The sequence below is a fragment of the Fundidesulfovibrio agrisoli genome (assembly GCF_022808715.1).
GTDB classification, from domain to species: Bacteria; Desulfobacterota; Desulfovibrionia; order Desulfovibrionales; family Desulfovibrionaceae; genus Fundidesulfovibrio; species Fundidesulfovibrio agrisoli.
Map to the genome: position 1 here is coordinate 61,764 of NZ_JAKZKX010000011.1, position 23,229 is coordinate 84,992.

Genomic DNA, 23,229 nt, shown 5'->3' on the forward strand with positions numbered 1-23,229 from the left:
ATACGAGTCGCAACCCCGCGCGCGGCATGCGCACCCAGGTGAACCGCATCCACATGGTGGGCATCGGCGGGTCGGGCATGTCCGGCATCGCCGAGGTGCTCCTGAACCTGGGCTACCAGGTCACCGGCTCGGACATGGCCCTCTCGGACACGGTCAAGCGCCTGCAGCGCCTGGGCGCGGAGATCTCCATCGGCCACGGCCGCGAGAACCTGGGCCAGGCCGACGTTCTGGTCAAGTCCACGGCCATCACCGAGGCCAACCCCGAGGTGGAGGAGGCCCGCCGCAGGGGCATCCCCGTGATCCCCAGGGCCGAGATGCTCTCCGAGCTGATGCGCCTTCGCTCCGGCATCGCCGTGGCCGGAACCCACGGCAAGACCACGACCACCTCGCTTCTGGCCACCATCTTCTCCGAAGCCGGGCTCGACCCCACGGTCATCATCGGCGGCAGGCTCAACGCCATGGGCGCCAACGCCCGCCTGGGCGAGGGCCAGTACCTCATCGCCGAGGCCGACGAGTCCGACGGCTCCTTCCTGTGCCTCTCCCCGGTGATGACGGTGGTCACCAACGTGGACGCCGACCACCTGGACTTCTACTCCGGCCAGGACGAGATCGATTCGAGCTTCATCCGCTTCTGCAACGCCATCCCGTTCTACGGCATGAACGTGATCTGCCTGGACGATCCGGGCGTGCGCCGCATCCTGCCGCGCATCAACCGCCCGGTGCTGACCTACGGCGTGCAGGATGCCAAGGCCCGCCTGCGCGGCCGCATCCTGGATTCCGGGCCGCGCCCCCGTTTCGAGGTGCTTCTGGACGGCGAGCTCTGGGGCGAGGTGACCCTGAACCACCCGGGCCGCCACAACATCCAGAACGCCCTGGGCGCCATCGGTGTTGCCATCGAGGCCGGTCTGGAGAAGAAGGCCATCCTGGCCGCGCTGGCCAACTTCGCTGGCGTGGGCCGCCGCTTCGAGAAGAAGGGCGAGCGCGACGGCGTGCTGGTCATCGACGACTACGGGCACCATCCTGCCGAGATCTCGGCCACTCTGGCCACGGCCAAGGGCTGCTACCCGGACCGCAGGCTCGTGGTGCTCTTCCAGCCGCACCGCTTCACCCGCACCCAGGCCCTGTTCGGCGACTTCTGCAAGAGCTTCGAGGAAGTGGACGAACTGGTGCTCACCGAAATCTACCCGGCTTCGGAGAAGCCCATCCCCGGCGTCTCCGGACAGAGCCTGGCCCAGGGCATCCGCCAGGTCTCCAAGACCAAGGTGACCTACGTGCCGGACTTCGACGCGGCCCTGCACACCCTGCAGGCCATGCTGCGCCCCGGCGACGTGCTCATCACCCTGGGCGCGGGCAGCGTCTGGAAGGTGGGCGTGCAGTATCTGGAGGGGGCGCATGGCGCTTAAGATCCAGCCCGGTCCCCGCTTCGCGGAACGCACCACCCTGCGGGTGGGCGGCCGCGCGCAGGCCGAGATCCTCCTGGAATCCCCGGAGGACGCGGCCCTGCTGGGGGACGAGCTGGCCCGGCACGCGGGCAGGCCCTTCGTGCTGGGTTGGGGAAGCAATCTTCTGGCCCTGGACGGCGACCTGGACATCGCGGTCGTCAGCTTGGGCCAGGGTGGGGGCCCGGTGCGCGCCGGGCTTGCCTCCGGCCAGGGAGCGGGCGGTCGCGAGCTGGTGGTGGTCCCTGGCGGGTACATGCTGCCCAAGCTTCTCAACTGGGCCGCGCGGGAGGGCCTCTCCGGCATGGAGGGGTTGTCGGGAATCCCCGGCACCGTGGGCGGCGCGGTGGCCATGAACGCGGGCAGCTACGGCCGCGAGACCGCCGAGCTGCTGGACGCCGTGCGCGTGTGGGACATGTCCGGCGGGCTGCGCTGGATCGGGCCGGAGCAGTGGCTGGCGGCCTACCGCCGCTTCACCCCCCTGGGCCTGGACGAACCCTGGCTGGTGCTGGAGGCGCGTTACGCCCTGACCCCGGCGGCGCCAGTGGCGGTGCGCGCGGCCATGGACGACGTGCTGGCCCGCAAAAAGGCCACCCAGCCCGTTAGCGCGGCCACCTGCGGCTGCGTGTTCAAGAATCCTCCGGGCGTAAGCGCGGGCAAGATGCTCGACGAGCTGGGCTTCAAGGGCAAGGCCCTGGGCGGCATGCGCTTCTCGAACATGCACGCGAATTTTCTGGTGAACGACGGCAGGGGCACGGCCATGGCGGCGCTGGAGCTGATCGACCAGGCCAGCCAGGCGGTGCTGGAACGCTTCGGCGTGGAGCTGGAGCTTGAAGTGAAGGTGGTGCAGTGAGCGTGGCCGCAAGACCCACATCGCGCCTGGGCCTGGGCGCGGGCAGAAGCCGCAACGCCCACTCCTACGGGGGCGGCAAGGACTCGCGCGCCAAGATCACGGCCTCCCGCACAGCCAACCGCGAAGGCCGCCTGACCCTGGCCAAGGCCAAGGGCAACAAGGCGCGCGGCAGATCCGGTGCGGGGTTCAAGGCCATGCTCCTGGGCGGCATGTTCGCCAAGCTGTGCACCCTGGTGCTGGGCTGCGTGCTGATGGTGGCCGTCTCGGTGGGCCTGCTGGCCGGTTACCGCTGGCTGACCACCATCGACTACTTCACCATCCGCGACCTGCAGGTCACGGGCATCAACCGCATGTCCCGCGACGACGTGATCACCCAGGCCGAGCTGAGCCAGGGCCAGAACCTGCTAGCCGTGAACATGGAGAACGTGGAGTCCCAGCTGATGCGCAACCCCTGGATCGAATCGGCCCAGGTCACGCGCGTGCTGCCGGACACCCTGCGCATCGCGGTCACGGAGCGCGAGCCCAGCTACCTGGTGCAGTACGAGGAGAGCCTCTGCTACGCCGACGGCGAGGGCCGCATCATCGACAAGGTGCAGGCGGACAAGTTCGTCTCCCTGCCACAGGTCGAGGTGGAGTCCGGCATGGAGCGCCACCTGGCCCTTCTGGAGCAGCTGCGCCAGGCCCTGGCCGACAAGAAAGGCCCCTTCGGCCTGGACCAGGTGGCCTGGATACGGCTTTCATGGAGATACGGCCTGGAGATCAGGCTGATGGATAGGAACGTCCTGCTCTGCGTGGGCGTGGACGACTGGAAGAACAACCTCACCCACCTTGGGCTGGTCTGGAGCAACCTGCAGAAGCGCGGCGAGCTTGACCAGGCCGCGATCATCTCGGCCCAGAACCACAAGGTGTGGGTGGAAAAGCACGGTTAAGACCACGCGAGCAAGGAGCGAGGGGGACCCGCAATGGCCAAGTCTTCGGAACTCATAGTCGGATTGGATATCGGCACCACCAAGATCTGCGCGGTGGTGGGCGAGCTGTCCGCGGAAGGCGTGGATGTCGTCGGCATCGGAACCGCGCCCTCCACGGGCCTGCGCAAAGGCGTGGTGGTCAACATCGAGCAGACCGTGGCCTCCATCAAGAAGGCCCTGGAAGAGGCGGAGCTCATGGCCGGGTGCGAGATCCGCACGGTCTACGCGGGCATCGCCGGGAGCCACATCAAGGGCTTCAACTCCCACGGGGTCATCGCCGTCAAGGGCGGCGAAGTCACCCAGAAGGACGTGGAGCGCGTGCTGGACGCGGCCAAGGCCGTGGCCATCCCGCTGGACCGCGAGGTCATCCACATCCTGCCGCAGGAGTTCATCGTGGACGACCAGCGCGGCATCGCCGACCCGCTGGGCATGGCCGGCGTGCGCCTGGAAGTGAAGGTGCACATCGTCACCGGCGCGGTGACCTCGGCGCAGAACATCGTGCGCAGCTGCCATCGCGCCGGGCTGGATGTGGCGGACATCGTGCTGGAGGCCCTGGCCTCCTCCAAGGCGGTTCTCACCGAGGAGGAGCGCGAGATCGGGGTGGCCCTGGTGGACCTGGGCGGTGGAACCACGGATCTGGCCGTGTTCTCCAACGACTCCATCAAGCACACCTCGGTGCTGGCCCTGGGTGGCAACAACCTGACCAACGACATCGCCTTCGGCCTGCGCACGCCGATGGCAAGCGCGGAGAAGATCAAGATCAAGTACGGCTGCGCCCTTTCCGACCTGGTGAGAAAGGACGAGGTGATCGAGGTCATCAGCGTGGGCGGCCGCGAGCCCCGCAGGCTCTCCCGCCAGGTGCTGGCCGAGATCTGCGAGCCGCGCATCGAGGAGATGCTGGCCCTGGTGGACCAGGAGCTGGTCAAGTCCGGACTGAAGAACGCCATCGCCGCGGGCGTCGTGCTCACGGGTGGAACCGCGCTCATCGAGGGCATCCAGGAGCTCGGCGAGCAGATCTTCAACCTGCCGACGAGAGTGGGCTTCCCCCTGCGCGTGGGAGGCCTCAAGGACGTGGTGAACAGCCCCATGTACGCCACGGCGGTCGGCCTGCTGATGTACGGCGCGGAGAAGGAAGGCGTGGAGAAGCGCTTCCGCATCCGCTCGGACGAAAAAGTGTTCAATCGCATCCTCGGCCGCATGCGGAAATGGTTCGTGGATGTGAAGTAGAAACGAGGGACAGGGTTATGAACATTCAGGGGGATCTTTTGCAATCGCAAGGAGAGGGGAACATGGACATTTACGACATCGATTTCGAATCCAACGCACGCATCAAAGTGGTCGGGGTAGGCGGTGGCGGCGGCAACGCCGTGAACAACATGATCTGTTCGGCCCTGCGCGGCGTGACGTTCATCACCGCCAACACGGACATCCAGGCGCTGAACAAGTCCAAGGCCGAGTTCAAGATCCAGCTTGGCGACAAGCTGACCAAGGGCCTGGGCGCGGGCGCCAACCCGGACTGCGGCCGCGACGCGGCGCTTGAATCCATCGACCAGATCCGCAAGACCATCTGCGACGCGGACATGGTCTTCGTCACCGCGGGCATGGGCGGCGGCACCGGCACCGGCGCGGCCCCGGTCATCGCGCAGGCCGCCAAGGAAGCGGGCGCCCTCACCGTGGGCGTGGTCACCAAGCCCTTCTTCTTCGAGGGCAAGAAGCGCATGGCAGCCGCCGAGCGCGGCATCGCGCTCTTGCGCGAGCAGGTGGACTCCATCATCACCATCCCCAACGACCGCCTGCTGACCATGGCCTCCAAGAAGGCCGCCTTCATCGAGATGCTCAAGAAGGCCGACGAGATCCTCTACTACGCGGTGAAGGGCATCTCGGACCTCATCATGGTCCCCGGCCTCATCAACCTGGACTTCGCCGACGTGAAGGCCGTGATGAGCGAGATGGGCCTGGCCATGATGGGCTTCGGCGTGGCCCGCGGCGAGAACCGCGCCAAGGAGGCCGCCCTGAAGGCCATCACCAGCCCCCTGCTGGAGGATGTGACCATCGACGGCGCCAAGGGCGTGCTCATGAACATCACCTGCTCGCCCGACCTGACCATCGAGGAAGTGGACGAGGCCGCCTCCGCCATCACCGAGGCCGTGCACGAGGACGCCAAGGTCTTCTTCGGCACCGTGTTCGACGAGAACGCCGGTGACGAGATCCGCATCACCGTGATCGCCACGGGCATCGAGAGCGCCGCCGAGATGAGCCGCAACCAGGCCTCCAAGGTGAGCGTGCACCCGGCCGTGGCCGGGGCCGTCAACCAGCATGTGGAGCCCGCGCCCCAGCCCAGGGCCGTTCAGCAGCCCGTGCAGCAGCACCAGCCGGTGCAGCAGCCTGTCCACCAGGCGGCGCACAATTCCGGCCACCAGCCCTACGCCGGGCACGACGAGCTGCGCCCCCGCCGCGACCTGCCGCCGCAGCAGCAGCCCGCCAACCGCGCCGAGCGCGCCTTGGCCGCCCACAGCGACCTGACCATCCCGGCGTATCTGCGCAAGGGCCGCAAGGGCCCCGATTCGGCGGGCATCGCCCAGTACAGGAACCACTCGCCCGGTTCGGAGGACTTCGTGTTCGACGAGGACGAGTTCGAGGTGCCGGCCTTCATCCGCATGCAGGCGGACTAGGCCGCAAGCCGGACAGGGCCGCCCTCCGGAATGGGGGGCGGGATGCGGTGCGAACCGCAGCCAGCGATGCAGGGCGCATCCGGCGGCAGCCGGTGCGGCCCGCGCTGCCCGGCATGGAACGGATCATGAGAACGATGAGGCATTCAGGCAGCCCCGCTGTCCGCTTGGCCCGGGGGACGATCCCCCCCGCCGGGCACGGATAGAGGCGTGTCGAAGGAGGGCGCGGCGAACCGCACCGTCTATTTCAGAGGCCAGGAGCCCTCGCTGCCGGACCCCGGCGGCAGGCTGCCGGTGGCCCTCGCCTACCCTGGCGCCGTGCGCGCGGCGTTGTCCGCACTGGGTTGGCAGGCCGTATACCGCCTGGCCGAACAGAGCCCGTGGCTGGTCACGGAGCGTTTCTTCCTCTCCGCAGGGAAGGGCGTTCCAAGGTCGCAGGATACGTCCTCCCCTCTGGACGCCTTCCCGCTGGCCGCCTTCTCGCTGGCTTTCGAACTGGACGGTGCGGTTCTCGCCCTGGCCCTGGAAGCCTCCGGCATCCCCCCGCTTGCGAGCCAGCGGTCCGGCTACCCCCTTCTCCTGGGTGGCGGGCCGCTGGCCTTTTTGAATCCCGCGCCGCTTTCCCCAATCCTGGACGCCTGGTTCGTGGGCGAGGCCGAGGCCGGGCTGATCCCGGTTCTGGAGCGCGCCGCCACGATGATCCTCGGCGGCGCTGGCAAGGCCGAAGTCCTGCGCGAGATCGCGGGGATGCCCGGCATGTACGTGCCAGGGCTCTCGCCCACGCCGGTGCGCCGGGTGGTGCCGCCGGGCGGGCGCGTGCTGGCCGACCCGGCCTGCTCCAGCTTCGTGAGCAACGAAGCCGAATTCAAGGACACCCTGCTCCTGGAGGTCAACCGGGGCTGCCCCCACGCCTGCCGCTTCTGCGCGGCCGGGTACGTGTACCGCCCGCCCCGGCAGGCCCGAGTGGAGGACCTGCGGGAGATCGTGGCCCAGGTGCGCCCCAAGAAGGTGGGCCTGGTGGGCACCGCCCTCACGGACTGGCCCGAGCTGCCCGGCTTCCTGCGCTGGCTGGCGGCTGAGAAGGTCAAGTACACGCTGTCCTCCGTGCGCGCCGACGGCGTGAACGAGGAATTGTTGGATATTTTGCGCAACGCGGGCCTGCGCACCCTCACGCTGGCGCTGGAGGGGCCGAGCGAGCGCATCCGGCGCATGGCCAACAAGAACCTGGAGCCGGACGTTTTCCTGCGTGCCGTGGAACTGGCGGCCAAACGCGGGGTGAACCACCTCAAGGTCTACCTCATCATGGGCTGGCCCCTGGAGTCAGACGAGGATTACGCCGAGCTGGAGCGCTTCCTGGCCGAGGTCTGCCGTGCGGGCAAGGTGGGGTCGGGCAAGAAGGGCATCGGGCACATGACCCTCGGGGTCAACCCGCTGGTGCCCAAGCCCTGGACCCCCATGCAGTGGGCGCCCATGGCCTCGGAGGAGGCATTGGAGGCCCGCCAGGCCTGGATGGCGTCCGTGGTCAAGCCTCTGCGCGGGGTGCGGCTGGAGGGCGAGAAGCCGTTCTGGGCGCGCGTGCAGGGCCTGCTGGCCAGGGGAGGGGAGGAGCTGGCCCCCATGACCCTGCTGGCGGCCCGGGAAGGCTGGCGCGCGGCCATGAAGGAATACGCGGCCCACGCCGCAAACGTGCTGGACCGCGAGCGCGGCCGTGACGAGGCGTTCCCCTGGGAATGCGTGGACGTGGGCGTGAGCCGCGAGGCGCTTTGGGACGAGTGGGAGCGCTACAAGCAGGGCCGCCGCAGCCCCAAATGTCCGGACGAACCCTGCGGGCGCTGCGAGGCTTGCTCCTGGGGCGTGTGAGGCCGTGGCGGTTGTTAAAAAATTGCTTGCTCTGTTCGCGATTCGCGAATAGCGAATGACTCATGTATCTCAAGCCCCAAGACATAGTGATTCTGCTCAAGTTGAGCCTGACCTCCCTATCCGGCAGGTCGCGGGAGTCGAGCCTGCCCTCCTTGCATGACTGGTCGTACAACCAGCTAGCGTATGAGTTGCACATGAGTCCTTCCGAAATCCACAAGGGGATCAAACGTGCCGTTCAAGCCCGGCTGTTTGATTTGGAAATCAGACGCCCCAACCGGAAATCCTTGGTCGAATTCCTGATTCACGGGGTCAAATACGCATACGCCCCCGAGATCGGAGGCATGACGAGGGGTGTGCCGACCGCATTTGCTGCGCCCGGACTGCGTGAACACTTTCAAATGGGCGACGAGTCGTTTGTTTGGCCGGACCCGCAAGGGGAACACCGGGGATTGTCATTTTCTCCCATGTACAAAACTGTTCCCCTGGCAGTTCGGGAGGATGAAGGACTGTACAGGGCTCTCAGTGCTCTCGATGCGATCAGGGCGGGACGAATCCGGGAGCGCAAAATGGGCGAGAATATCTTAACGGATATGCTGGAGCATCATGACTAGGCACGGCGTGCGGAATCTCGAATTGGTGGTCAGCGCCATCTCGGCCCTGGGGGATTTGGCGCATGAAGTTGTTCTTGTCGGTGGAGCCGCAACGGCCCTGCTCATTACCGACCCTGCTGCCCCGGATGTTCGCCCGACACTGGACGTCGACGTTATCGTCGAGGTTTTATCTAGGCGTGAGCATTATGAATTTTGCGAGCGCCTGCGCGACAAGGGATTCGTGGAGTCCGGCGAGGAAGGAGTCATTTGCAGGTGGAAGAAAGGCGGGGTGATTCTGGACGTCATGCCGACAAATGAAGACATCCTCGGGTTCGCGAACCGATGGTATCCTGACACCGTTCGCAACGCTCAAAGGGTGGAAGTGGACGGTAAGCCGTTCTGGGCGGTTACGGGGCCGTATTTTCTGGGGACGAAGTGGGAGGCGTTTCAAGTTCGAGGCGCAGGAGAGTATGATTCCAGCCATGACATGGAGGATATCATCGCCGTGCTCGACGGTCGCGCAGGGATTGTCGACGAAATCAAAGCGTCGGAAGCGGCGCTCCAGGAATACTTAGCCGAATGCGCGCGACTGCTTCTGGAGAAGGATGCGACAGAGCCTGTGATAACTTGCCATCTGCCGGGAGACCAGGCGAGCCAGCAACGTGCCCGCTTCGTGCGCGAGAGGCTCAGGTCGATTGCGGCTGTCGGCGTTACCCCACGCTGACCCTGTCCCCACCCGACCCCTTGGCGGCGTACAGGGCCGCATCGGCCCTAGCCACCACCGTTTCAAAAGCGGCCCCGCCTGGCTCACTGGCGGACCGAACCGAGGTCAGCCCCAGCGAAAGCGTCGAGCCCCGTCCGTTCACGTCCCTGAAGCGCATGCGGATGCGCTCGGCCACGTCCCGGGCCTGGAGCTCCCGGCAGCACAGCAGCGCGGCGAATTCGTCCCCTCCCAGGCGGAAGGCCTGGTCCACCCCTTCACGGACGCTGTCCTGCAGTATCCCGGCCAGAACCAGCAGCACCTCGTCCCCGGCTTGATGCCCGTGGGCGTCGTTGACCTGCTTGAACTTGTCGCAGTCGATGAGCAGCAGGTGCCTTTCGGGGAAGGCCTCGGAGCCGGTGCGGGCCAGGGCGTCCTCGAAGGCGCGGCGGTTGCCCAGGCCGGTCAGGGGGTCGCGGCGGCTCAGGTCCTCCATGTCGCGGCGCATCTTGTCGGTCTCCTCCAGCCTCCAGAGCAGGCGCTTCTCGCGGTCCTCCAGCAGGTGCAGCATCCAGTTGAGGTTGCGCTTGAGGCGGATGAGCATGTGCTCGTCCTCGGCCTCGACGGGCAGCGCAAAGGGCTCGGGCAGGCCGCCGCGCCGCAGCCTTGCGGAGAAGACGCTCAGCTCCTCCAGTTCGCGGTAGACGACGAAGCGCAGGATGGCCTTGGCGAGGAAGGGCAGCAGCGCCAGGCCCAACGCGGCGTGCAGGGCCAGCAGGGCAAGGGCGGAGGAGGCCTTGCCCGCCTCCAGCAGGGACATGGCCGCCAGCGACGGGGTGACCATGATCGCAGCCAGGATGCAGGCCAGTTTCAGATGGGGGCTCACCAATACCTCCGGGCAGGGAATGCGGATATGATTTTGAAAATCATTTTCAAGTGACCCCTACAGAGCAAGCGTTGGGCTGTCAACGCCTGCGGGTGCGTCGGTTTCACGCCGCTCAGGTGCGCAGATTTCGTCATTGATGGGCAAAATTCGTAACCGCCTCAAAGTGTGTTGAAGAAATAAACAATGATATTGAAGTGGTAATCTCTGGCACGGGATATGATAGGGCAGGGGCGGAGGTACTTGTCATGAAAAGCCTGCTGCTCGCCGCCGTACTCGTCTGCCTCGTTTCTTCCCAGGCGTTCGCGTATGGTTCGTTGTCCGTTAGCCCTTGGGGCGTTTCCGTGTCGGTGGGCAATCCCGCGCCGCCGGCTCCCGTCTACGTGGCGCCAGCCCCGGTCTATGTCGCGCCCCCGCCCCCGCCGCCCCCGGTGTACGTGGCTCCCGGCTACTACTACGCTCCTCCTCCGGGCTACGTGTACCGCCACAAGCCCCATCCGCACCGCTATTACGGCTGGTAGATATCACAAAAAAACCGGGGGGCTCTCGCCCCCCGGCCGTTTATTGCCCTCCCGGCTTGCGGTCTATTCCGGTCACCACGAACACCCTCCCCGGCCCGTCCTTGGGCGCGGGCGCGTCCTCGGCGGTCTGCCGGGCGATGTCCTTGATCTCCTTGGCCGCAGCCAGTTGCACCTTGTCGTCTTCGGCTTCAAGCAGGCGCTCCAGCACGTCCAGCACCTTCTCCGAGAGAAGTGCGGCTGCACGCTGGCACACCGGCTTGCGCCTGGCCGATGTTCTGCGCGCTCCGGGCATGCGTCACTTCACCGCCTGCCGCACCAGCCGTTCCCACGCGGCCAGCCCGAGCCAGGCCAGCCCGCCGCCCACCAGCGAGGTGACGACGGCGTTGAACAGCTGGGTGCGCAGGGAGAAGGCCCCGCGCAGCATCTGGTGATGCCGGGCGTGTTCGCCCGGCGCCAGATCGCACCCGGCGCAGCAGTCCTGGCGCAGGGCGCCGTCTTCCAATGCCTCCTTGATGGCCTCCCTGACGAGGGGTTTGAGGTTGTCGTTCACGGGGGCCCTACGCGACCGGCTCCGCGGTGAAGAGCCGCAGGGCCGTGTTGGTCACGGCCAGCAGGGCGGCCTGCAGGGCGGGGTCCATCACGCTGGTTCCCACGGCGGCCTGCACGCCGACGGCGGTCAGGGCTGCGAGGTTGGTCCATATCGTCTTGGAAGCGTACCACTTCTTGGCGTTCACTTGTTTCTCCTGTGGTGTTTGCGCCACTGCCAGGGCGGCACGGGCGCGGGGTCGGCCCAGAGGCCCAGCCCGCGAAGCCTGGCCGCCGTTTCGGCCAGGCGCAGCCCATAGCAGGGGCGGCAGTAGTTGCGGTACACCCAGGCGTGCCCGGCCCGCACCATCTCGGAGTTGAGTTCCGATCCGTCCGGTAGCAGGACAACGGCCACGGTGCGCCCGTAGGCGTCAATGTCCTTTTCCCGGACGTCCACGCGTTTGCCCAGGGCCAGGTGGCTCAGGTAATCCCTGGCTTCACGGCCGTCGAGCTGGGCGAGTTCGGGGGCGTCGATGCCGAAGAGGCGCACGTGCACGCCCTCCACGGTGATGGTGTCGCCGTCGGCCACACGCTGGACCGTTCCTTCGAAGGCCCACGCGGCGCTAGCGGCGAGGATCAGGCCCAGGGCCATGAGGCCGGGCAGGGCTCGTCTGGCTATGTTCTTCATTGGGGCCACTTCCCGCCGAGGGCGCGGGCGATTTTGTCCACATAGGACTGGTTCACGAACGAGCCGTCGGCGGCGAAGCGCGCCGAACCGGCGTTGTAGGCGGCGGCCACTCCGGGCCAGCCGTGTTTGCCGCACAGGCGGTCGCGCAGCCGTGCCAGCAGCCTGCAACCGTATTCAAGCCCGGTGGCCGGGTCCGTCAGGGCTGAGAGGAACGGCCCCTGGTAACCCAGGCCCCTGGCCGTCGCGCCCATGACCTGCATCAGCCCCCAGGAGGTGGCCAGGGCCTGGCGCTCGGAGTCCAGGCTGCAGGGGGCCTTGGGGCGCACGGAGGCGTCGTTGGCCACGTGGCGCGCGTAGTACGCGGGTTCAAACCGGAAGGCCCACGCGTTGCCTCCCGACTCCACTCCAACCACCGCCGCCACGAGTTCCGGGGGCAGGCCCCAGGCCTTGGCGGCGTTCTCGATGAGCATCTCCTGCTCGGTCATCGTGTTTTCTCCTTGCGATGTTCCCAAGCGCGAACGGCGCGCCCTGGCCGGGCATCCTGTGAGCGGTCCCGCCCGGCGCGCCGTGTCGTGGGGTGCATCATAGGCAAGGCGCGTTTGGTGTAAACGGTACATGGGGGCATGCGGCCATTTACATTCTGGCCCATGTGCAGCGGGGGGGAAACCCTGGCAAAGCAGGGGCGCGCATGGTAGAAAAAGACAAACCGGAAGAAGGAGCTGCCATGGGCAAGCTGCGTGAAATACGGAAGATCGTGCTGGAGGTGCTGGCCGGGGACGACTGGCCCCAGGGCCTGGCGGCGCTGGAATCCATCCCTGCAAAGCAACTGCTGGGGCCGCTGTTCGCCTGCCTGCTGGAGCCCGACCAACTGGTGCGTTGGCGTGCGGTGACCGCATTCGGGGCCGTGGTGGCGCGCCTGTACCAGGCCAAGCCCGAGGACGCCCGCCAACTGGTGCGCCAGTTGATGTGGCGCCTCAACGAGGAGTCCGGCAACATCGCCTGGGGCATCCCGGAGGCATTCGGGGAAATCCTGGCCAAGCAGCCCGACCTGGCCAAGGAGTTCCACAAGGTGCTGGCCTCCTACATCAACGAGCGCGACTGCAAGACCGGGGACAACTACCTCGAGCTCTGCCCGCTGCGTTGCGGGGCCTACTGGGGGCTCGCGCGCCTGGCCCAGGACAGGCCCGAGCTGACCATGACCGCTTTCGACGACCTGGCCCTGGCCCTGGCCAGCGAGGATCCGGAGAGCCGGGCCCTGGCCGCCTGGGGGGTGGGCCCCATGCTCAAGTACGCCCACGCGCGCGTGAAGGCCGTGAGCGGCGTGCTGGAGGCGCTTTCGGGCGACGAATCACCGGTGGAGCTTTACCGTGACGGAAGCCTCGCCCGCACCAGCGTGGCGGCGCTGGCCAGGGAGGCCCTGAAGAAAATTCCTTGACGCTGTGGCAGGAATGATTATTAAGAAATTTATCATCCTGTTTATTCAAACGGCAAGGAGACAGCCATGGATGAACTCAGAAGCTTCGAGGAACATGACGTTGACTGGGAAATGACCCCGGAAGCCGCCGTGACCCTCTATCTCGAATGGGGCAACAACTGCTGGCTGGGCGAGTTCAAGCCGGTACGACACCGTAGCGACTCGACCACCTATTTCGTGGTCAGCACGTGGGAGCCTGAGCCCAAGCTGATGCTCATCCATCGCACCTGCGACGAGGCCAAGGAACTGGCTGTGCTTCCTCTGCCCGCGCACCTGCGGGAGCACTTCATGCAGGATGTGGGCTTCAACAAGGGCATCTATCCGCCGACCCCCGAGATCAAGGATTGGCTGCGCACGCAAATGCATAATTGATTACCTAACAAGTATTTCATGGAAAAAGGCCGGGTCCCCGGCCTTTTTTTATTGCGGGATGAGGGCTCACGACGATAATGAAAGCTCGGCCGTACCCGAAATAACGATGGAGGCGGTAATGAAACCCGCGTCGATCATGGTTGTGGAAGACGAGCGCATCATCGCCCTTGATCTGTGCTTCAAGCTCAAGCGGCTCGGCCACACGGTCTGCGGAGTGGCCCACAACGGCGAGGAGGCCGTCCGCCTCGCAAGTGAGCTGCATCCCGACGTGATCCTTCTCGACATTATCCTGGAAGGCGGCATGGACGGCATCGACGCGCTGGAAGTCATCCGGCGCAGCCACCCCGTGCCCGCATTGTTCGTCTCGGCCTGCGCCGACGAGGCCACCCGCTCGCGTGCGCGGGCAGCGGGCTGCTCCGGCTTCGTGCACAAACCGGTGGACCTGGACCAACTGGCCGACCGCGTCCGTTGCGTGCTGGAGCTGGCCGCGCGCCAATGATCGTCCTTTCGGACATCCACGCCAATCTCGAAGCCCTGGAGGCCGTCCTGGCCGACATCCGCGTCACGGGCGCGCAGGGCCCCCTGATATTCCTGGGAGACATGGTGGGCTACGGGGCCGACCCCGAGGCCGTGGTAACGCGCGTGCGGTCCCTTGGCGCGCTGGCCGTACAGGGCAACCACGAGGCAGGAGTGTGCGACGAGGGCAGGGCGAAGCGCTTCAACCCCGTGGCCTGGGACGTGGTGCGCTGGACGCGCGAACACCTCGGCGCCGAGAGCCTGGAGTGGCTGGCCGGATTGCCGCGGTTCCTGAGCCTCGACGGCTGCCGTCTGGTCCACGGGATGCCGCCGCAGAGCGTCGACAAATATCTGTTCCAGACTGACGAGCCGGAAGTTCGCGCCATCATGGAGAATCTGAAGGAGCCCGTGAGCTTCGTGGGGCACACCCACCTGCTGCGGCTGGTGAGCCTCGGGCCGGACGGGGGGTATTCGAGCAAGCGTCTGGTTTGCGGCGAGCGCGTGCTGGATTCGGGAGCGCGCCACCTGGTGAACTGCGGCGCGGTGGGCCAGCCCCGCGACGGGGACTGCCACGCCAAGTATGTTGTCTACAACCCGGCAACCAGGGAGCTGGACGTCCGCTTTGTGGCCTACGACGCCCAATGCGCCGCTCGAAAGATCGTCGCCGCGGGCCTGCCCGCCACCTACGCCGAGCGGCTCACGGACGAACCGCTGTGAGGCGCATCGGCCGCTACGAGGTGCTCGGGCTGCTGGGTCGCGGCGGCATGGGCGCGGTGTACAAGGTGCGCGTGCCCGCGCTGGGCAAAATCCTGGCGCTGAAGCTGCTGGCTCCCACGCCCTTCCTGCGCACCCTGGTGGGAATGGACGAACTGCGCCGCCAGTTCGAGGCCGAGGCCGTGACCCTGGCCGGGCTCAACCACCCCCACATCGCCGCCGTGTGGGACTACGGCCACGTCGGGCGCAGGCCCTTCTTCCTCATGGAGTACTTCTGCCGCGACCTGGGGCAGGTGCTGGGCGAGCGCCCCGAGGTGGAGCTCCCAAGCCGCCGCCTGCCCCTGCCGCGCGCCGCCAGCTACGCACTGCAGACCCTGGACGGCCTGGCCCGCCTGCACCACGCGGGCATCGTGCACCGCGACATCAAGCCCTTCAACCTGCTCATCACCGATGAGGATCAGATCAAGATCACCGATTTCGGCCTCTCGCGGGTGCGCGGAGAATCCCTCTCCCGCGCGCCCGGCCTGAAGGTCGGTTCCCCCTATTACGCCGCGCCCGAGCAGGAGCGCGACCCGGCCTCGGTGAAGCCCTGCGCGGACCTCTATTCCGTGGCCGTGACCTTCTACCGGATGCTCACGGGCGTCCTCCCGGAGTGGCCGCTCAAGGGCGAGGGCCTGCCCAGCCGCGCCTCGCAGGACATGGACCCCGAGTGGGACGCCTTCTTCAAGCGCGCCCTGCACCCCGACCCGGAGCGCAGGCCCGGCAGCGCAAGGGGCATGGCCGAGGAGGTCGAGGCCCTGCTGGGTGAGTGGCGCTCCCGCCTGAAACAGGCCTGCCGCCTGGAGGAAGCCGGAAGCGTGACGCCGCTGTGCCCGAGGCCCGCCCCAGGGGAGAGGCTGCGCGCCGAGCCCTTGAAGGCTTTCGGGAAGGACACGGGCGGCCTGCTGGAGCTGGACGAGCTCTGGCGGCCGAAATGCTACGCGCCGGAAGGGCTCGCCCCCCTGGGCAACACTGTGCGGGACGCGGCGCATGGGCTCGTGTGGCAGCGCGGGGGCAGCCCCTATCCGCTGGATTGGGCGGGCGCGCACGAGTACGTGGCCGAGCTCAATTCCCGCCGCTTCGACGGGTCCGGCACCTGGCGGCTGCCCACCGTGGCGGAGCTGGCCTCCACCATGCGGCCCCCTGCCGAATTCACCTCCCACTGCGCCGACCCGGCGTTCGAGACGGCCATGCGGCTGCTCTGGAGCGCGGATAGGCGCGCCTATACGCAAGCCTGGTTCGCGGACATGGAACTTGGAGCGTTCGCCTGGGCCGAGCACACCTGCCGCAGATGGGTGCGGGCCGTGCGAACGGCCTGTTGAGCCGCCAGCGGGCTCTGTCACTCCTCTCGGCATCAGCGGCAGTCGAGTCCGTCCTTACCCCCCGGTGGCCAGGGTTATGTTGGCCGTATCGTCGCAGGCCCTGAACTCGGGCCGCTCCCGCAGCAGCCACTCCAGCTGGTCCTGGTCCATGTTCATGGCGTGGACGTTCTCCTTGAAGTCGCCGCGCGGCATGTAGAAGGGGATCACCGCCTCGATGCGGCAATCCTTGAAGAAGGCGCGCTGGTCCTCCGGGAGGCGGCGCAGAAATTTGGTCAGCATGAGGATGGGCAGGTTGTTCTGGGTGGCGCTGGCGTGCAGCTCCTCCTCGCCGACAGTGATGCGGTGCTCTATCATCGGGTATCCTTTAAGGGGGCGGGCCCCGTGGCCCGCCCTGGTTTGTCAGTCGGTTAGTCGGTCGCGCACTTCTTGCACTTGGAGGCGGACTTCTCGCCCAGCATCACGAAGGTGGCCTCCATGATGGACTGGCACTTCACGGAGTCGCCCGTGGCGGCCAGGTCAACGCACTTGAAGGGCCGCAGGAAGGCCATGGAGCAGCGGGGGGGGGTAGTAGACTGAGAGGCGGCGAATCGAGGTGGGTGGCTTTGGGCACGCCGCCCTGAGGGGGAAAATTGAGGATGTTTTGCTTGTCTCTTAAGGCATCCTATCTCTTGTAGCTGTTCAGGACGTCGTTGAACCAACTTGTGAACGATCGTAATGTGGGAAGTATGGCGTTGTGGAAGATAAAGATAAGCAATTTATTGTAATAATGTATGAGAATGCCAAGTAGTGCGCCGGTGACGGCGGCAGGTACTAATGCAGTGAGGCATCCCGTCAAATCTTCCTGAAACGATTCAAGCACTAACTTTGAAGCACGGTTTTCAAATATTCCGAAATGTTTGAGTACGAAGGGTGACCAAGACTCCAGAAGGACGAGTGGTGGTGCCAGGAGGCCTAATAACGCGCCAGAGGTGACGTTTTTTAACGCTACGTTATTTTTAGACAATATTTTTGCAGTGTCAAAAAATGTAATTGCAGGTGTAAGTATAAAGCATGTAACAAATTCATGCTTGTATAAAAACTGTGAGCTGATTTTCCACGTAGATGGTATGAAAACCAGCGCAAGGCACATTGATACGACATTGGCTATGACTAGCGTTGCTGTGTGTATATATTTATAAGGGAAATGATTTTGGCAAGACTCGCTTTGGGCTTGGTTCATAAGTTGCCATCCTTGGTTATTTATTCATAAATAGATTATGCACCTGGAAGGCGTCAAGGAGATGTTCGCCTTCCATGCGAACAAAGTTAGTTGGCTATTTGTATCTCCTTATGATTGGAGTTGCGCCTGGAAAAGATTCGCTGGCAGATCGGATGGTGTTCTCCTTTAAACCTTCGTGACCTGCATAAATAACCTTTCCGTCTCCAGTCGCGATGGCACTATGGTGGTTGCCATTGCCGTACCAGACAACAATATCTCCTGGCTTGGCCAGGTTGACGTCATCATGGTATTCAAGGGTGCTTGGTGCAAATTCAGGGTCGGCAAGGTTGTCCACCGTGGGCTTGAAATAATCCCGGCGGAAAGGATTGCCAGGGTTTCTGTCGCGTAGCACGGTCGGAAAACCAGCCCCGAGAGGGTCGCCCGCTAGATGCGCTTCGTAGGCGAATTCATTGCATTTCGGATAGGATTTGAAACTCCATCGGGGTCCTTCAGCCCATTTCTCCGGATTGCTTGCCAGTTCACTACGGGCGAAGTCGGCCCTTTGTTGCCCTCTATTCATCCGCTCAGCCTCGGATGCTTCTTCCGTGGGCATCGGGCGAGCATCGCCAGGGTTCTCCGAGCCCTCGACGTTGTCTTGAAAGGTGGGCGGTGTAGCTGAGGCGTCATGGAGACGCTTCTCGTCATCCAGCCAGCAATAGTCCGAGAAATTCGGGTCATCGATTCTTTCGCTCATCATGCTCCTCCTTTAGAACTTCTCGTTACAGGTTGAATCGTCTCCGGCCTGCGCACCGTCGTTGCCGCCGCTCAAGGCCGTACCGAACGACATAACCTTCCCCCCCCGGTTGCCAGGGTGTTGTTGGCCGTATCGTTGCAGGCCCTGAACTCGGGCCGCTCGCGAAACAGTACATCGGTCAAGGCGCGTCGATAGGATAATTACTTGACGGCGACAAAATTTTCCGAATATTAGCGTGTTGTCAGATAACACTTATTAAGTATCGGCGGTGGGGGGGTATGCTTAGGGAGTTTGCACTTGGACTCGCGAATATCGCAGTTAGTTGTGCACTCGGGTATGGATTGGTGTTGTTATATAAAAGATTGCTGGTGAGTTGAGATGGGTTCAAAAGAAAAAGCAGAGATGATTCGGAAGGAAGTCCGCGGTATATTTTTAGCGGAGTTTGGGTTTGTAGTCCTGTTCTTCTTGTACGAAAAATATTACAATGGCGGCTGCTCATGGTAGGTAGATCTTTCCTTTCCATGAAGGATGTTTACGATGTGCTGCTGTTTACAGCTCAGTTTGTGTTGTTTTACTTTGTGATTGAAAACATGTGCAGGAGATGACGTTTTCAGAACTGTGAATCGTGATTTAACTACAGTTTGTTGGGCAATTTTCCGATAAGCAAATCCCGAAAATCGCCAGGACAAGTTGCTGATTGGCCACCACTATAAAATGGTAATAGCTTTACGGGTGGGCTGAAGTGAAGATTCTTAAGCGCATATTGGAAAAAATCATTGAGCTTGAACTGTGGAGCACCGTGTTTTATGCTATTTTGCATTTGTTTAAGAAGTAATTTTTGTTGAGCCGTTCGACTGGATGGTGGCCAGAAATTTGCCATGCAGTATGTCTCGGGCGCAGCATTTTCTGCAATGCTGCGCCCAAGTAAAGTGATTACTTGTTCCCTGAAAATGAGTTATTGAAAATTCCTTTCAAGGAGGTGGAGCCGAAGGTCATCGCGCCTTTTGCAATGCTCGTCGCATATGGAGCTCCCCTGAGAACAGAGAGTCCGCTTGTTGCAATTGCTGCTGCTGTGGCATCAATCGGACTGTCTGCGCTTTGAAGCGGTGCGTCCATCTTGCGCCTGGCCATTTCATCTTCAACTTGCCTTGCTTCCGTAGAGTCCAACCTCCTGCCCACGTTTGGGATCACATTCTGTGATTTGTACAAAGCACCTCCGTACCGGAAATATTCATCTCCATCGAGTGCAAACCTTTTCTCACCAGCCACCTTTTCCTGAGCTGATGGAAAATCAGGGTGGGACCTGAAGTCGAGGAGCTGTTGTTCTTGTTGGCCAGAGTTCACTGTATGAGCCGGTACCATCTTGAACTCAGGGGGGCCGACATCGTCTTGCTGTTGCCCCTGCCCATCCATCTTCCGCAAATGCGCCACGGCCAGATCCCGGTAGGTGAGGGTCTTGGGCATCTGCTCCAATGCCTGCTCCACGCTGGTCGAGGGTTGCGGCGCGGGCGTTTCTGAGGCGTCATGTAGACGCTTCTCGTCATCCAGCCAGGAATAGTCCGAGAAATTCGGGTCATCGATTCTTTCGCTCATCATGCTCCTCCTTCAGAGCTTCTCGTTACAGGTTGAACCGTCTCCGGCCAGCGCGCCGTCGTTGCCTTCCGTCATGGCCGTCCCGCACGACACTACCTTCCCCCCGGTGGCCAGGGTTATGTTGGCCGTATCGTCGCAGGCCCTGAACTCGGGGCGCTCCCGCAGCAGCCAGTCCAATTGGTCCTGGTCCATGTTCATGGCGTGGACGTTCTCCTTGAAGTCGCCGCGCGGCATGTAGAAGGGGATCACCGCCTCGATGCGGCAATCCTTGAAGAAGGCGCGCTGGTCCTCCGGGAGGCTGCGCAGAAATTTGGTCAGCATGAGGATGGGCAGGTTGTTCTGGGTGGCGCTGGCTTGCAGCTCCTCCTCGCCGAGGGTGATGCGGTGTTCGATCATAGGCTGTCCTATGGGGCGGGCCTTGCGGCCCGCCCCTGGTTTGTCAGTCGGTTAGTCGGTCGCGCACTTCTTGCACTTGGAGGCGGACTTCTCGTTGTGCATCACGAAGGTGGCCTCCACGATGGACTGGCACTTCACGGAGTCGCCCGTGGCGGCCAGGTCAACGCACTTGAAGGGCCGCAGGAAGGCCATGGAGCAGCGGGACGGGTCGTAGACGTACACGCGGTCGTACTTGGTGCCGGTGTCGTCGTCCTTGGCCAGGTAGCGGTCGATGGTCACCTTCATGCGCCCGAAGGGGGTCTCCAGGACCATCACGGCCATGACCAGGGTCTGCTCCGAGGCGTTGGTGTTCACCGTGATGCGCCCGGCCTGGTTCCAGTTGGCGATCTTGCGCGCCTGCACAGGCCCCACCAGGATCACGGAAGGCTCGCCCCCGGCCTCGTAGCAGGCCTGCGACATCTCCATCAGCTTGGCCTCGGAGAAGTCGTTGGTGGCGTTGTAGCTGGCGTAGCTCTTGTCGTTGGTGGAGACGAAGCCCTCCAGGCCCTTCATCTGGCGCGCGGTGCCCGCGTCGCCCGCGCTGGCGGCGGCGTTGTTCAAGGCCGCGTATTCCAGCTCCGTGTTCAGGTAGCGGAAGCTCTTGTCCATCTCGTACTGCTTCACGCGCTGGCGGCCGAGCGGGGTCACGGCGTCCAGGGTGCCGGAGATCTTGAAGGTGTCCTCAAGGATCTGACAGTAGTTGGAGAGCCGCACCGGCGCGGTGCGGGCCGTGGCCACGGCGTCCGCGCCCTCGATGGCCTTGTTGGAGCCGGTGGGGGTCTTGAGTTCGTCCTCCAGCCATTCGTGGAGCACGTTCTTGGCCTTTCCGGTGCCGATGGAGGCGATGAAGGGGGTCTTGTGGGGCGTGACGGTCTGGATCACGTTCTCCACGTCCGAGAAGAGGGTGTCCTTCATTTCGCGCACACCGGCGCCGGAATTGGAGTAGTAGGAAGTCAGGGAATCAGCCATTGCGTATCTTTCTCCTTGTAGAGGTTACAGGTTAGCGGCCGGAGCCGGAATTCATGGAGAGTTCGAGGTAGCGCAGCAGGTCGCCCTCGCGGGCGCGGCCGGATTTGGCGCGGGCCTTGAGCTCGGCCAATTCGGTGGAGCGGGCGGCCCCGCCCAGGCGTTCTTCAAGGACGCCAGCGCTCTCCAGGGCGGGAGCGGCCATGCGACCGGCCACGGCGCGGCGGATGCGCGCGCGGGGATCGGTTTCGTCAGGCTGCCGATCCTGCGGCATCGCATTGTTCACCGGTTTGCTCAGGTCGTATTCGATGGCGGTACGCAGGTGGATGTAGAGATCCAGGAACGCACCCGGAGTGCGGTCCACCGCCTCCAAATAGACGCGCTGAATCTTTTCGGGTATCCTCTGAATGTAACTCGCAAGCCTGTTGTAGGTAGTCGCGAACAGCGGGTCGTTGGCCTTGAGCACCGCCAGCATGACCTGGTTGTTCAGGACCTTGCGCTGGGCGCGGCGGACCTGACGCTCCTGCCCACGGCGCTGGCGGTTGGCCATGGCGGCCTGCCACTGGGCGCGGGCCATGGGGTTCATGGGGGGCGGCCCCAGGGGGATGTCGGGCAGGCCGTCGCCGTCAATGTCGATGCCTTCCAGGTGTTCGATCATGCCGGGGCGCGCGGCCAGTTGGGCCAAGGCGGACCGCAGGGCGTCGGGCGCGGCGGCCACGGGCTGGGGAGGCAGGTTGCGGGGAGCGGCCTGGGCGGGCTGGACGGCATCCTGAGCCAGCGCGCGCCTGCGCTGGATCTCCTCGTCGGGAAGCTCTGATTCGCCGGGGGCGAAGCCTGCGAGCTGCTCCAGGTAGCGGCGGTAGGCCAGTTCGTTGCGGGCCTGACCGTCGGCGGACGATTGCTGCCCGGCGGGGCCGGACATGGTGGGATAGGGCATTCGGGGTTCCTCCTGTGAGGGTGGTTTGTTTCCTGGCATCCCGCGCCAAGATTCCCCGAATTGTATGCAGGCGGTTTTTTATTTCACCCCACATAGGGCTATGTGGGTAAAAAGTTGAAAAAACTTTGAGGCGGCCATCGAGCGCCCGGGCGTAGGCGGAGCCGAAAGGAGCAAATATGGTGTGGCGTGTCGTGCTTGGTTTGTTGTGTCTGGGATTGGTGGCGGTGTCACCGGTGAGCGCATCGGAACAGACTGACCTGCTCGGGGTAAGGCAACAGTGGATAGACTTCTTCAAACGCACAACTGCGGATATCGAGGCGATTCACACGACGATGGAAGGCGCGAAAGCCCTTGAATTGCCGGAAGGCGATAACAATAAAGACGCTTTTGCATTGAATGAAGTCACTTCAGAGATCTGGGGGCTGGTTGGATTCACTGAGTTGGCGCAGGATGTGCTCTTCGCGGCCAGGGTTGAGGCGGGTATCGCCTTGGATATGAAAACCAAACCCGTTGTGTACGCTGACGCTCTCAATAGGTTTCCGGGGCCTGTGCCTCAGATGGCTGAAAAGGCCATGGCGGGCATTGGAGCGGTATCAAACCAAAAGCTGAGACAGGTGGCAGAAAAGATGGTGCCGGCAATACAGGATTTGGTTTCGGCATACGGCGGATGGCCAGGTGATTTTCTCAGAATGCATCTGAAGGATGAGCCATATGGCAAAGGTGATCTGCCAAAGGATGTGGTTGATTTGGCTGGTGCCGTCGATCAGGTCAATGAAGCAGCAGCACGATACTTTGTTGAAGTGGCCGAAGCAGAAAAGGGCTTACCGCCTGCCTCATTGGACTATCTGAGCCTGTTCAGGCAATCACAGCGCAGCGTCACAAGCCTGACGATCTCAGTTGCCGATATTTATATGCTGGTTGTCGCCAAGGCTCGCTTGGATGCCGTTCAGCGCAAAACTGAATATGCAGAGGAAGACAATGAGATCGTCCGCGTGTTGCTGGAAGAAAGGTTCAGGAGTTATAGGTCGATGCTGACAAATTTTGAGAAGCAATGCTCTGTGGTCAATGCAAGGGATAAAGAGCTGTGCAGGCGGATGGAGATGCTCTTTAAAGCAGTGCAAGAGCGCATGGCGAAGTTTGTCATTTAGATATGATTTTTCAATTTGGTTGTAATGGTGCGTTTAGCATTTGTTGTGGCCTTGAATAGGCGATG

At 63.7% G+C, this 23,229-nt stretch carries 29 protein-coding genes; 15 read left to right on the forward strand and 14 right to left on the reverse strand.

The genetic code is table 11. The features are described from left to right. Nucleotides 1-26 precede the first annotated feature (26 nt). The 8 genes from murC (at nucleotide 27) to MLE27_RS09930 (ending at nucleotide 9,103) form a co-directional block, all read left to right on the forward strand. Entirely contained in the window at nucleotides 27-1,403 is a 1,377-nt protein-coding gene (gene murC / locus MLE27_RS09895) for a UDP-N-acetylmuramate--L-alanine ligase (protein WP_243311971.1), read from the forward strand. Next, a complete protein-coding gene (gene murB, locus MLE27_RS09900) occupies nucleotides 1,393-2,292 on the forward strand; it encodes a UDP-N-acetylmuramate dehydrogenase (protein ID WP_243311905.1) in 900 nt (299 codons plus the stop codon). Before murC ends, murB begins: the two co-directional genes overlap by 11 nt. Beyond that, nucleotides 2,289-3,221: a cell division protein FtsQ/DivIB gene (locus tag MLE27_RS09905; RefSeq protein ID WP_243311906.1), complete on the forward strand. Its 933-nt coding sequence runs from the start codon at nucleotides 2,289-2,291 to the stop codon at nucleotides 3,219-3,221. The genes murB and MLE27_RS09905 overlap by 4 nt, the downstream gene beginning before the upstream one ends. A 33-nt stretch (nucleotides 3,222-3,254) precedes the next feature. Beyond that, the gene (gene ftsA, locus MLE27_RS09910; RefSeq protein ID WP_243311907.1) at nucleotides 3,255-4,487 is read left to right on the forward strand and encodes a cell division protein FtsA; all 1,233 of its coding nucleotides are present in this window, start codon (nucleotides 3,255-3,257) and stop codon (nucleotides 4,485-4,487) included. Nucleotides 4,488-4,549: 62 nt separating this feature from the next. Next, nucleotides 4,550-5,932, forward strand: a complete 1,383-nt coding sequence (gene ftsZ / locus MLE27_RS09915; RefSeq protein WP_243311908.1) for a cell division protein FtsZ — start codon at nucleotides 4,550-4,552, stop codon at nucleotides 5,930-5,932. Between the two features lie 207 nt (nucleotides 5,933-6,139). Further along, entirely contained in the window at nucleotides 6,140-7,789 is a 1,650-nt protein-coding gene (locus MLE27_RS09920) for a radical SAM protein (protein ID WP_243311909.1), read from the forward strand. Between the two features lie 194 nt (nucleotides 7,790-7,983). Then, nucleotides 7,984-8,400 (forward strand): hypothetical protein, encoded by a 417-nt coding sequence (locus tag MLE27_RS09925; protein ID WP_243311910.1) that lies wholly within the window; start codon nucleotides 7,984-7,986, stop codon nucleotides 8,398-8,400. Beyond that, nucleotides 8,393-9,103, forward strand: a complete 711-nt coding sequence (locus MLE27_RS09930) for a hypothetical protein (RefSeq protein ID WP_243311911.1) — start codon at nucleotides 8,393-8,395, stop codon at nucleotides 9,101-9,103. The genes MLE27_RS09925 and MLE27_RS09930 overlap by 8 nt, the downstream gene beginning before the upstream one ends. Here the strand turns inward: MLE27_RS09930 and MLE27_RS18165 are convergent. After that, nucleotides 9,090-9,965, reverse strand: a complete 876-nt coding sequence (locus tag MLE27_RS18165; protein ID WP_243311912.1) for a GGDEF domain-containing protein — start codon at nucleotides 9,963-9,965, stop codon at nucleotides 9,090-9,092. The genes MLE27_RS09930 and MLE27_RS18165 overlap by 14 nt on opposite strands. A gap of 380 nt (nucleotides 9,966-10,345) precedes the next feature. On the opposite strand from MLE27_RS18165, the gene MLE27_RS09940 reads away from it, so the two are divergent. Continuing rightward, on the forward strand, nucleotides 10,346-10,483 hold the full coding sequence (locus tag MLE27_RS09940) for a hypothetical protein (protein ID WP_243311913.1): 138 nt from the start codon (nucleotides 10,346-10,348) through the stop codon (nucleotides 10,481-10,483). 40 nt (nucleotides 10,484-10,523) lie between these two features. Here MLE27_RS09940 and MLE27_RS09945 read toward each other — a convergent pair whose 3' ends face one another. From MLE27_RS09945 to MLE27_RS09965, 5 genes are read right to left on the reverse strand one after another with little or no spacing between them, the layout of a single operon-like run. Continuing rightward, entirely contained in the window at nucleotides 10,524-10,736 is a 213-nt protein-coding gene (locus MLE27_RS09945; protein ID WP_243311914.1) for a hypothetical protein, read from the reverse strand. Nucleotides 10,737-10,778: 42 nt separating this feature from the next. Further along, entirely contained in the window at nucleotides 10,779-11,033 is a 255-nt protein-coding gene (locus MLE27_RS09950) for a hypothetical protein (RefSeq protein WP_243311915.1), read from the reverse strand. Between the two features lie 7 nt (nucleotides 11,034-11,040). After that, nucleotides 11,041-11,217, reverse strand: coding sequence for a hypothetical protein (locus tag MLE27_RS09955; protein WP_243311916.1), 177 nt, complete (start codon nucleotides 11,215-11,217; stop codon nucleotides 11,041-11,043). After that, nucleotides 11,214-11,696, reverse strand: a complete 483-nt coding sequence (locus tag MLE27_RS09960) for a thermonuclease family protein (RefSeq protein WP_243311917.1) — start codon at nucleotides 11,694-11,696, stop codon at nucleotides 11,214-11,216. Before MLE27_RS09960 ends, MLE27_RS09955 begins: the two co-directional genes overlap by 4 nt. Further along, entirely contained in the window at nucleotides 11,693-12,181 is a 489-nt protein-coding gene (locus MLE27_RS09965) for a transglycosylase SLT domain-containing protein (protein ID WP_243311918.1), read from the reverse strand. Before MLE27_RS09965 ends, MLE27_RS09960 begins: the two co-directional genes overlap by 4 nt. Nucleotides 12,182-12,420: 239 nt before the next feature. Here MLE27_RS09965 and MLE27_RS09970 point away from each other — a divergent pair, with 239 nt between their 5' ends. The 5 genes from MLE27_RS09970 (at nucleotide 12,421) to MLE27_RS09990 (ending at nucleotide 16,133) form a co-directional block, all read left to right on the forward strand. Continuing rightward, nucleotides 12,421-13,131 carry a DVU0298 family protein gene (locus MLE27_RS09970; RefSeq protein ID WP_243311919.1) on the forward strand — a complete coding sequence of 237 codons (711 nt, stop codon included), beginning with the start codon at nucleotides 12,421-12,423 and terminating at the stop codon, nucleotides 13,129-13,131. A 66-nt stretch (nucleotides 13,132-13,197) separates the two neighbouring features. Further along, nucleotides 13,198-13,542 carry a DVU0772 family protein gene (locus tag MLE27_RS09975; protein ID WP_243311920.1) on the forward strand — a complete coding sequence of 115 codons (345 nt, stop codon included), beginning with the start codon at nucleotides 13,198-13,200 and terminating at the stop codon, nucleotides 13,540-13,542. Nucleotides 13,543-13,660: 118 nt separating this feature from the next. Continuing rightward, nucleotides 13,661-14,041, forward strand: a complete 381-nt coding sequence (locus MLE27_RS09980; RefSeq protein ID WP_243311921.1) for a response regulator — start codon at nucleotides 13,661-13,663, stop codon at nucleotides 14,039-14,041. Beyond that, a complete protein-coding gene (locus tag MLE27_RS09985) occupies nucleotides 14,038-14,775 on the forward strand; it encodes a metallophosphoesterase family protein (RefSeq protein ID WP_243311922.1) in 738 nt (245 codons plus the stop codon). The genes MLE27_RS09980 and MLE27_RS09985 overlap by 4 nt, the downstream gene beginning before the upstream one ends. Next, nucleotides 14,772-16,133, forward strand: a complete 1,362-nt coding sequence (locus MLE27_RS09990; protein ID WP_243311923.1) for a protein kinase domain-containing protein — start codon at nucleotides 14,772-14,774, stop codon at nucleotides 16,131-16,133. Before MLE27_RS09985 ends, MLE27_RS09990 begins: the two co-directional genes overlap by 4 nt. 54 nt (nucleotides 16,134-16,187) lie before the next feature. On the opposite strand, the gene MLE27_RS09995 is transcribed toward MLE27_RS09990, so the two are convergent. From MLE27_RS09995 to MLE27_RS10030, 8 genes are all read right to left on the reverse strand, one after another. Next, nucleotides 16,188-16,487 carry a hypothetical protein gene (locus tag MLE27_RS09995; protein ID WP_243311924.1) on the reverse strand — a complete coding sequence of 100 codons (300 nt, stop codon included), beginning with the start codon at nucleotides 16,485-16,487 and terminating at the stop codon, nucleotides 16,188-16,190. Nucleotides 16,488-16,540: 53 nt separating this feature from the next. Beyond that, nucleotides 16,541-16,681, reverse strand: coding sequence for a DUF5309 domain-containing protein (locus MLE27_RS10000; RefSeq protein WP_243311925.1), 141 nt, complete (start codon nucleotides 16,679-16,681; stop codon nucleotides 16,541-16,543). Between the two features lie 113 nt (nucleotides 16,682-16,794). After that, nucleotides 16,795-17,352, reverse strand: coding sequence for a hypothetical protein (locus tag MLE27_RS10005; protein ID WP_243311926.1), 558 nt, complete (start codon nucleotides 17,350-17,352; stop codon nucleotides 16,795-16,797). Nucleotides 17,353-17,446: 94 nt separating this feature from the next. After that, entirely contained in the window at nucleotides 17,447-18,085 is a 639-nt protein-coding gene (locus MLE27_RS10010) for a hypothetical protein (RefSeq protein WP_243311927.1), read from the reverse strand. A gap of 933 nt (nucleotides 18,086-19,018) precedes the next feature. After that, nucleotides 19,019-19,678, reverse strand: coding sequence for a hypothetical protein (locus MLE27_RS10015; RefSeq protein ID WP_243311928.1), 660 nt, complete (start codon nucleotides 19,676-19,678; stop codon nucleotides 19,019-19,021). A 12-nt stretch (nucleotides 19,679-19,690) separates the two neighbouring features. After that, nucleotides 19,691-20,074: a hypothetical protein gene (locus MLE27_RS10020; protein WP_243311929.1), complete on the reverse strand. Its 384-nt coding sequence runs from the start codon at nucleotides 20,072-20,074 to the stop codon at nucleotides 19,691-19,693. 51 nt (nucleotides 20,075-20,125) lie between these two features. Next, entirely contained in the window at nucleotides 20,126-21,082 is a 957-nt protein-coding gene (locus MLE27_RS10025; protein ID WP_243311930.1) for an SU10 major capsid protein, read from the reverse strand. Between the two features lie 31 nt (nucleotides 21,083-21,113). Next, entirely contained in the window at nucleotides 21,114-22,016 is a 903-nt protein-coding gene (locus MLE27_RS10030) for a hypothetical protein (RefSeq protein ID WP_243311931.1), read from the reverse strand. 176 nt (nucleotides 22,017-22,192) lie between these two features. Here MLE27_RS10030 and MLE27_RS10035 point away from each other — a divergent pair, with 176 nt between their 5' ends. Continuing rightward, a complete protein-coding gene (locus MLE27_RS10035) occupies nucleotides 22,193-23,164 on the forward strand; it encodes a hypothetical protein (RefSeq protein ID WP_243311932.1) in 972 nt (323 codons plus the stop codon). The last annotated feature ends 65 nt before the right edge of the window (nucleotides 23,165-23,229 follow it).

Coding starts and splice junctions, on each gene's coding strand:
- murC (WP_243311971.1), top strand. CDS start 27: ATGCGCACCCAGGTGAACCGCATCCACATGGTGGGCATCGGCGGGTCG.
- murB (WP_243311905.1), top strand. CDS start 1,393: ATGGCGCTTAAGATCCAGCCCGGTCCCCGCTTCGCGGAACGCACCACC.
- ftsA (WP_243311907.1), top strand. CDS start 3,255: ATGGCCAAGTCTTCGGAACTCATAGTCGGATTGGATATCGGCACCACC.
- ftsZ (WP_243311908.1), top strand. CDS start 4,550: ATGGACATTTACGACATCGATTTCGAATCCAACGCACGCATCAAAGTG.
- MLE27_RS09925 (WP_243311910.1), top strand. CDS start 7,984: ATGAGTCCTTCCGAAATCCACAAGGGGATCAAACGTGCCGTTCAAGCC.
- MLE27_RS09930 (WP_243311911.1), top strand. CDS start 8,393: ATGACTAGGCACGGCGTGCGGAATCTCGAATTGGTGGTCAGCGCCATC.
- MLE27_RS09960 (WP_243311917.1), bottom strand. CDS start 11,696: ATGAAGAACATAGCCAGACGAGCCCTGCCCGGCCTCATGGCCCTGGGC.
- MLE27_RS09965 (WP_243311918.1), bottom strand. CDS start 12,181: ATGACCGAGCAGGAGATGCTCATCGAGAACGCCGCCAAGGCCTGGGGC.
- MLE27_RS09970 (WP_243311919.1), top strand. CDS start 12,421: ATGGGCAAGCTGCGTGAAATACGGAAGATCGTGCTGGAGGTGCTGGCC.
- MLE27_RS09975 (WP_243311920.1), top strand. CDS start 13,198: ATGGATGAACTCAGAAGCTTCGAGGAACATGACGTTGACTGGGAAATG.
- MLE27_RS09980 (WP_243311921.1), top strand. CDS start 13,661: ATGAAACCCGCGTCGATCATGGTTGTGGAAGACGAGCGCATCATCGCC.
- MLE27_RS09985 (WP_243311922.1), top strand. CDS start 14,038: ATGATCGTCCTTTCGGACATCCACGCCAATCTCGAAGCCCTGGAGGCC.
- MLE27_RS09995 (WP_243311924.1), bottom strand. CDS start 16,487: ATGATAGAGCACCGCATCACTGTCGGCGAGGAGGAGCTGCACGCCAGC.
- MLE27_RS10000 (WP_243311925.1), bottom strand. CDS start 16,681: ATGGCCTTCCTGCGGCCCTTCAAGTGCGTTGACCTGGCCGCCACGGGC.
- MLE27_RS10005 (WP_243311926.1), bottom strand. CDS start 17,352: ATGAACCAAGCCCAAAGCGAGTCTTGCCAAAATCATTTCCCTTATAAA.
- MLE27_RS10010 (WP_243311927.1), bottom strand. CDS start 18,085: ATGAGCGAAAGAATCGATGACCCGAATTTCTCGGACTATTGCTGGCTG.
- MLE27_RS10015 (WP_243311928.1), bottom strand. CDS start 19,678: ATGAGCGAAAGAATCGATGACCCGAATTTCTCGGACTATTCCTGGCTG.
- MLE27_RS10020 (WP_243311929.1), bottom strand. CDS start 20,074: ATGATCGAACACCGCATCACCCTCGGCGAGGAGGAGCTGCAAGCCAGC.
- MLE27_RS10025 (WP_243311930.1), bottom strand. CDS start 21,082: ATGGCTGATTCCCTGACTTCCTACTACTCCAATTCCGGCGCCGGTGTG.
- MLE27_RS10030 (WP_243311931.1), bottom strand. CDS start 22,016: ATGCCCTATCCCACCATGTCCGGCCCCGCCGGGCAGCAATCGTCCGCC.
- MLE27_RS10035 (WP_243311932.1), top strand. CDS start 22,193: ATGGTGTGGCGTGTCGTGCTTGGTTTGTTGTGTCTGGGATTGGTGGCG.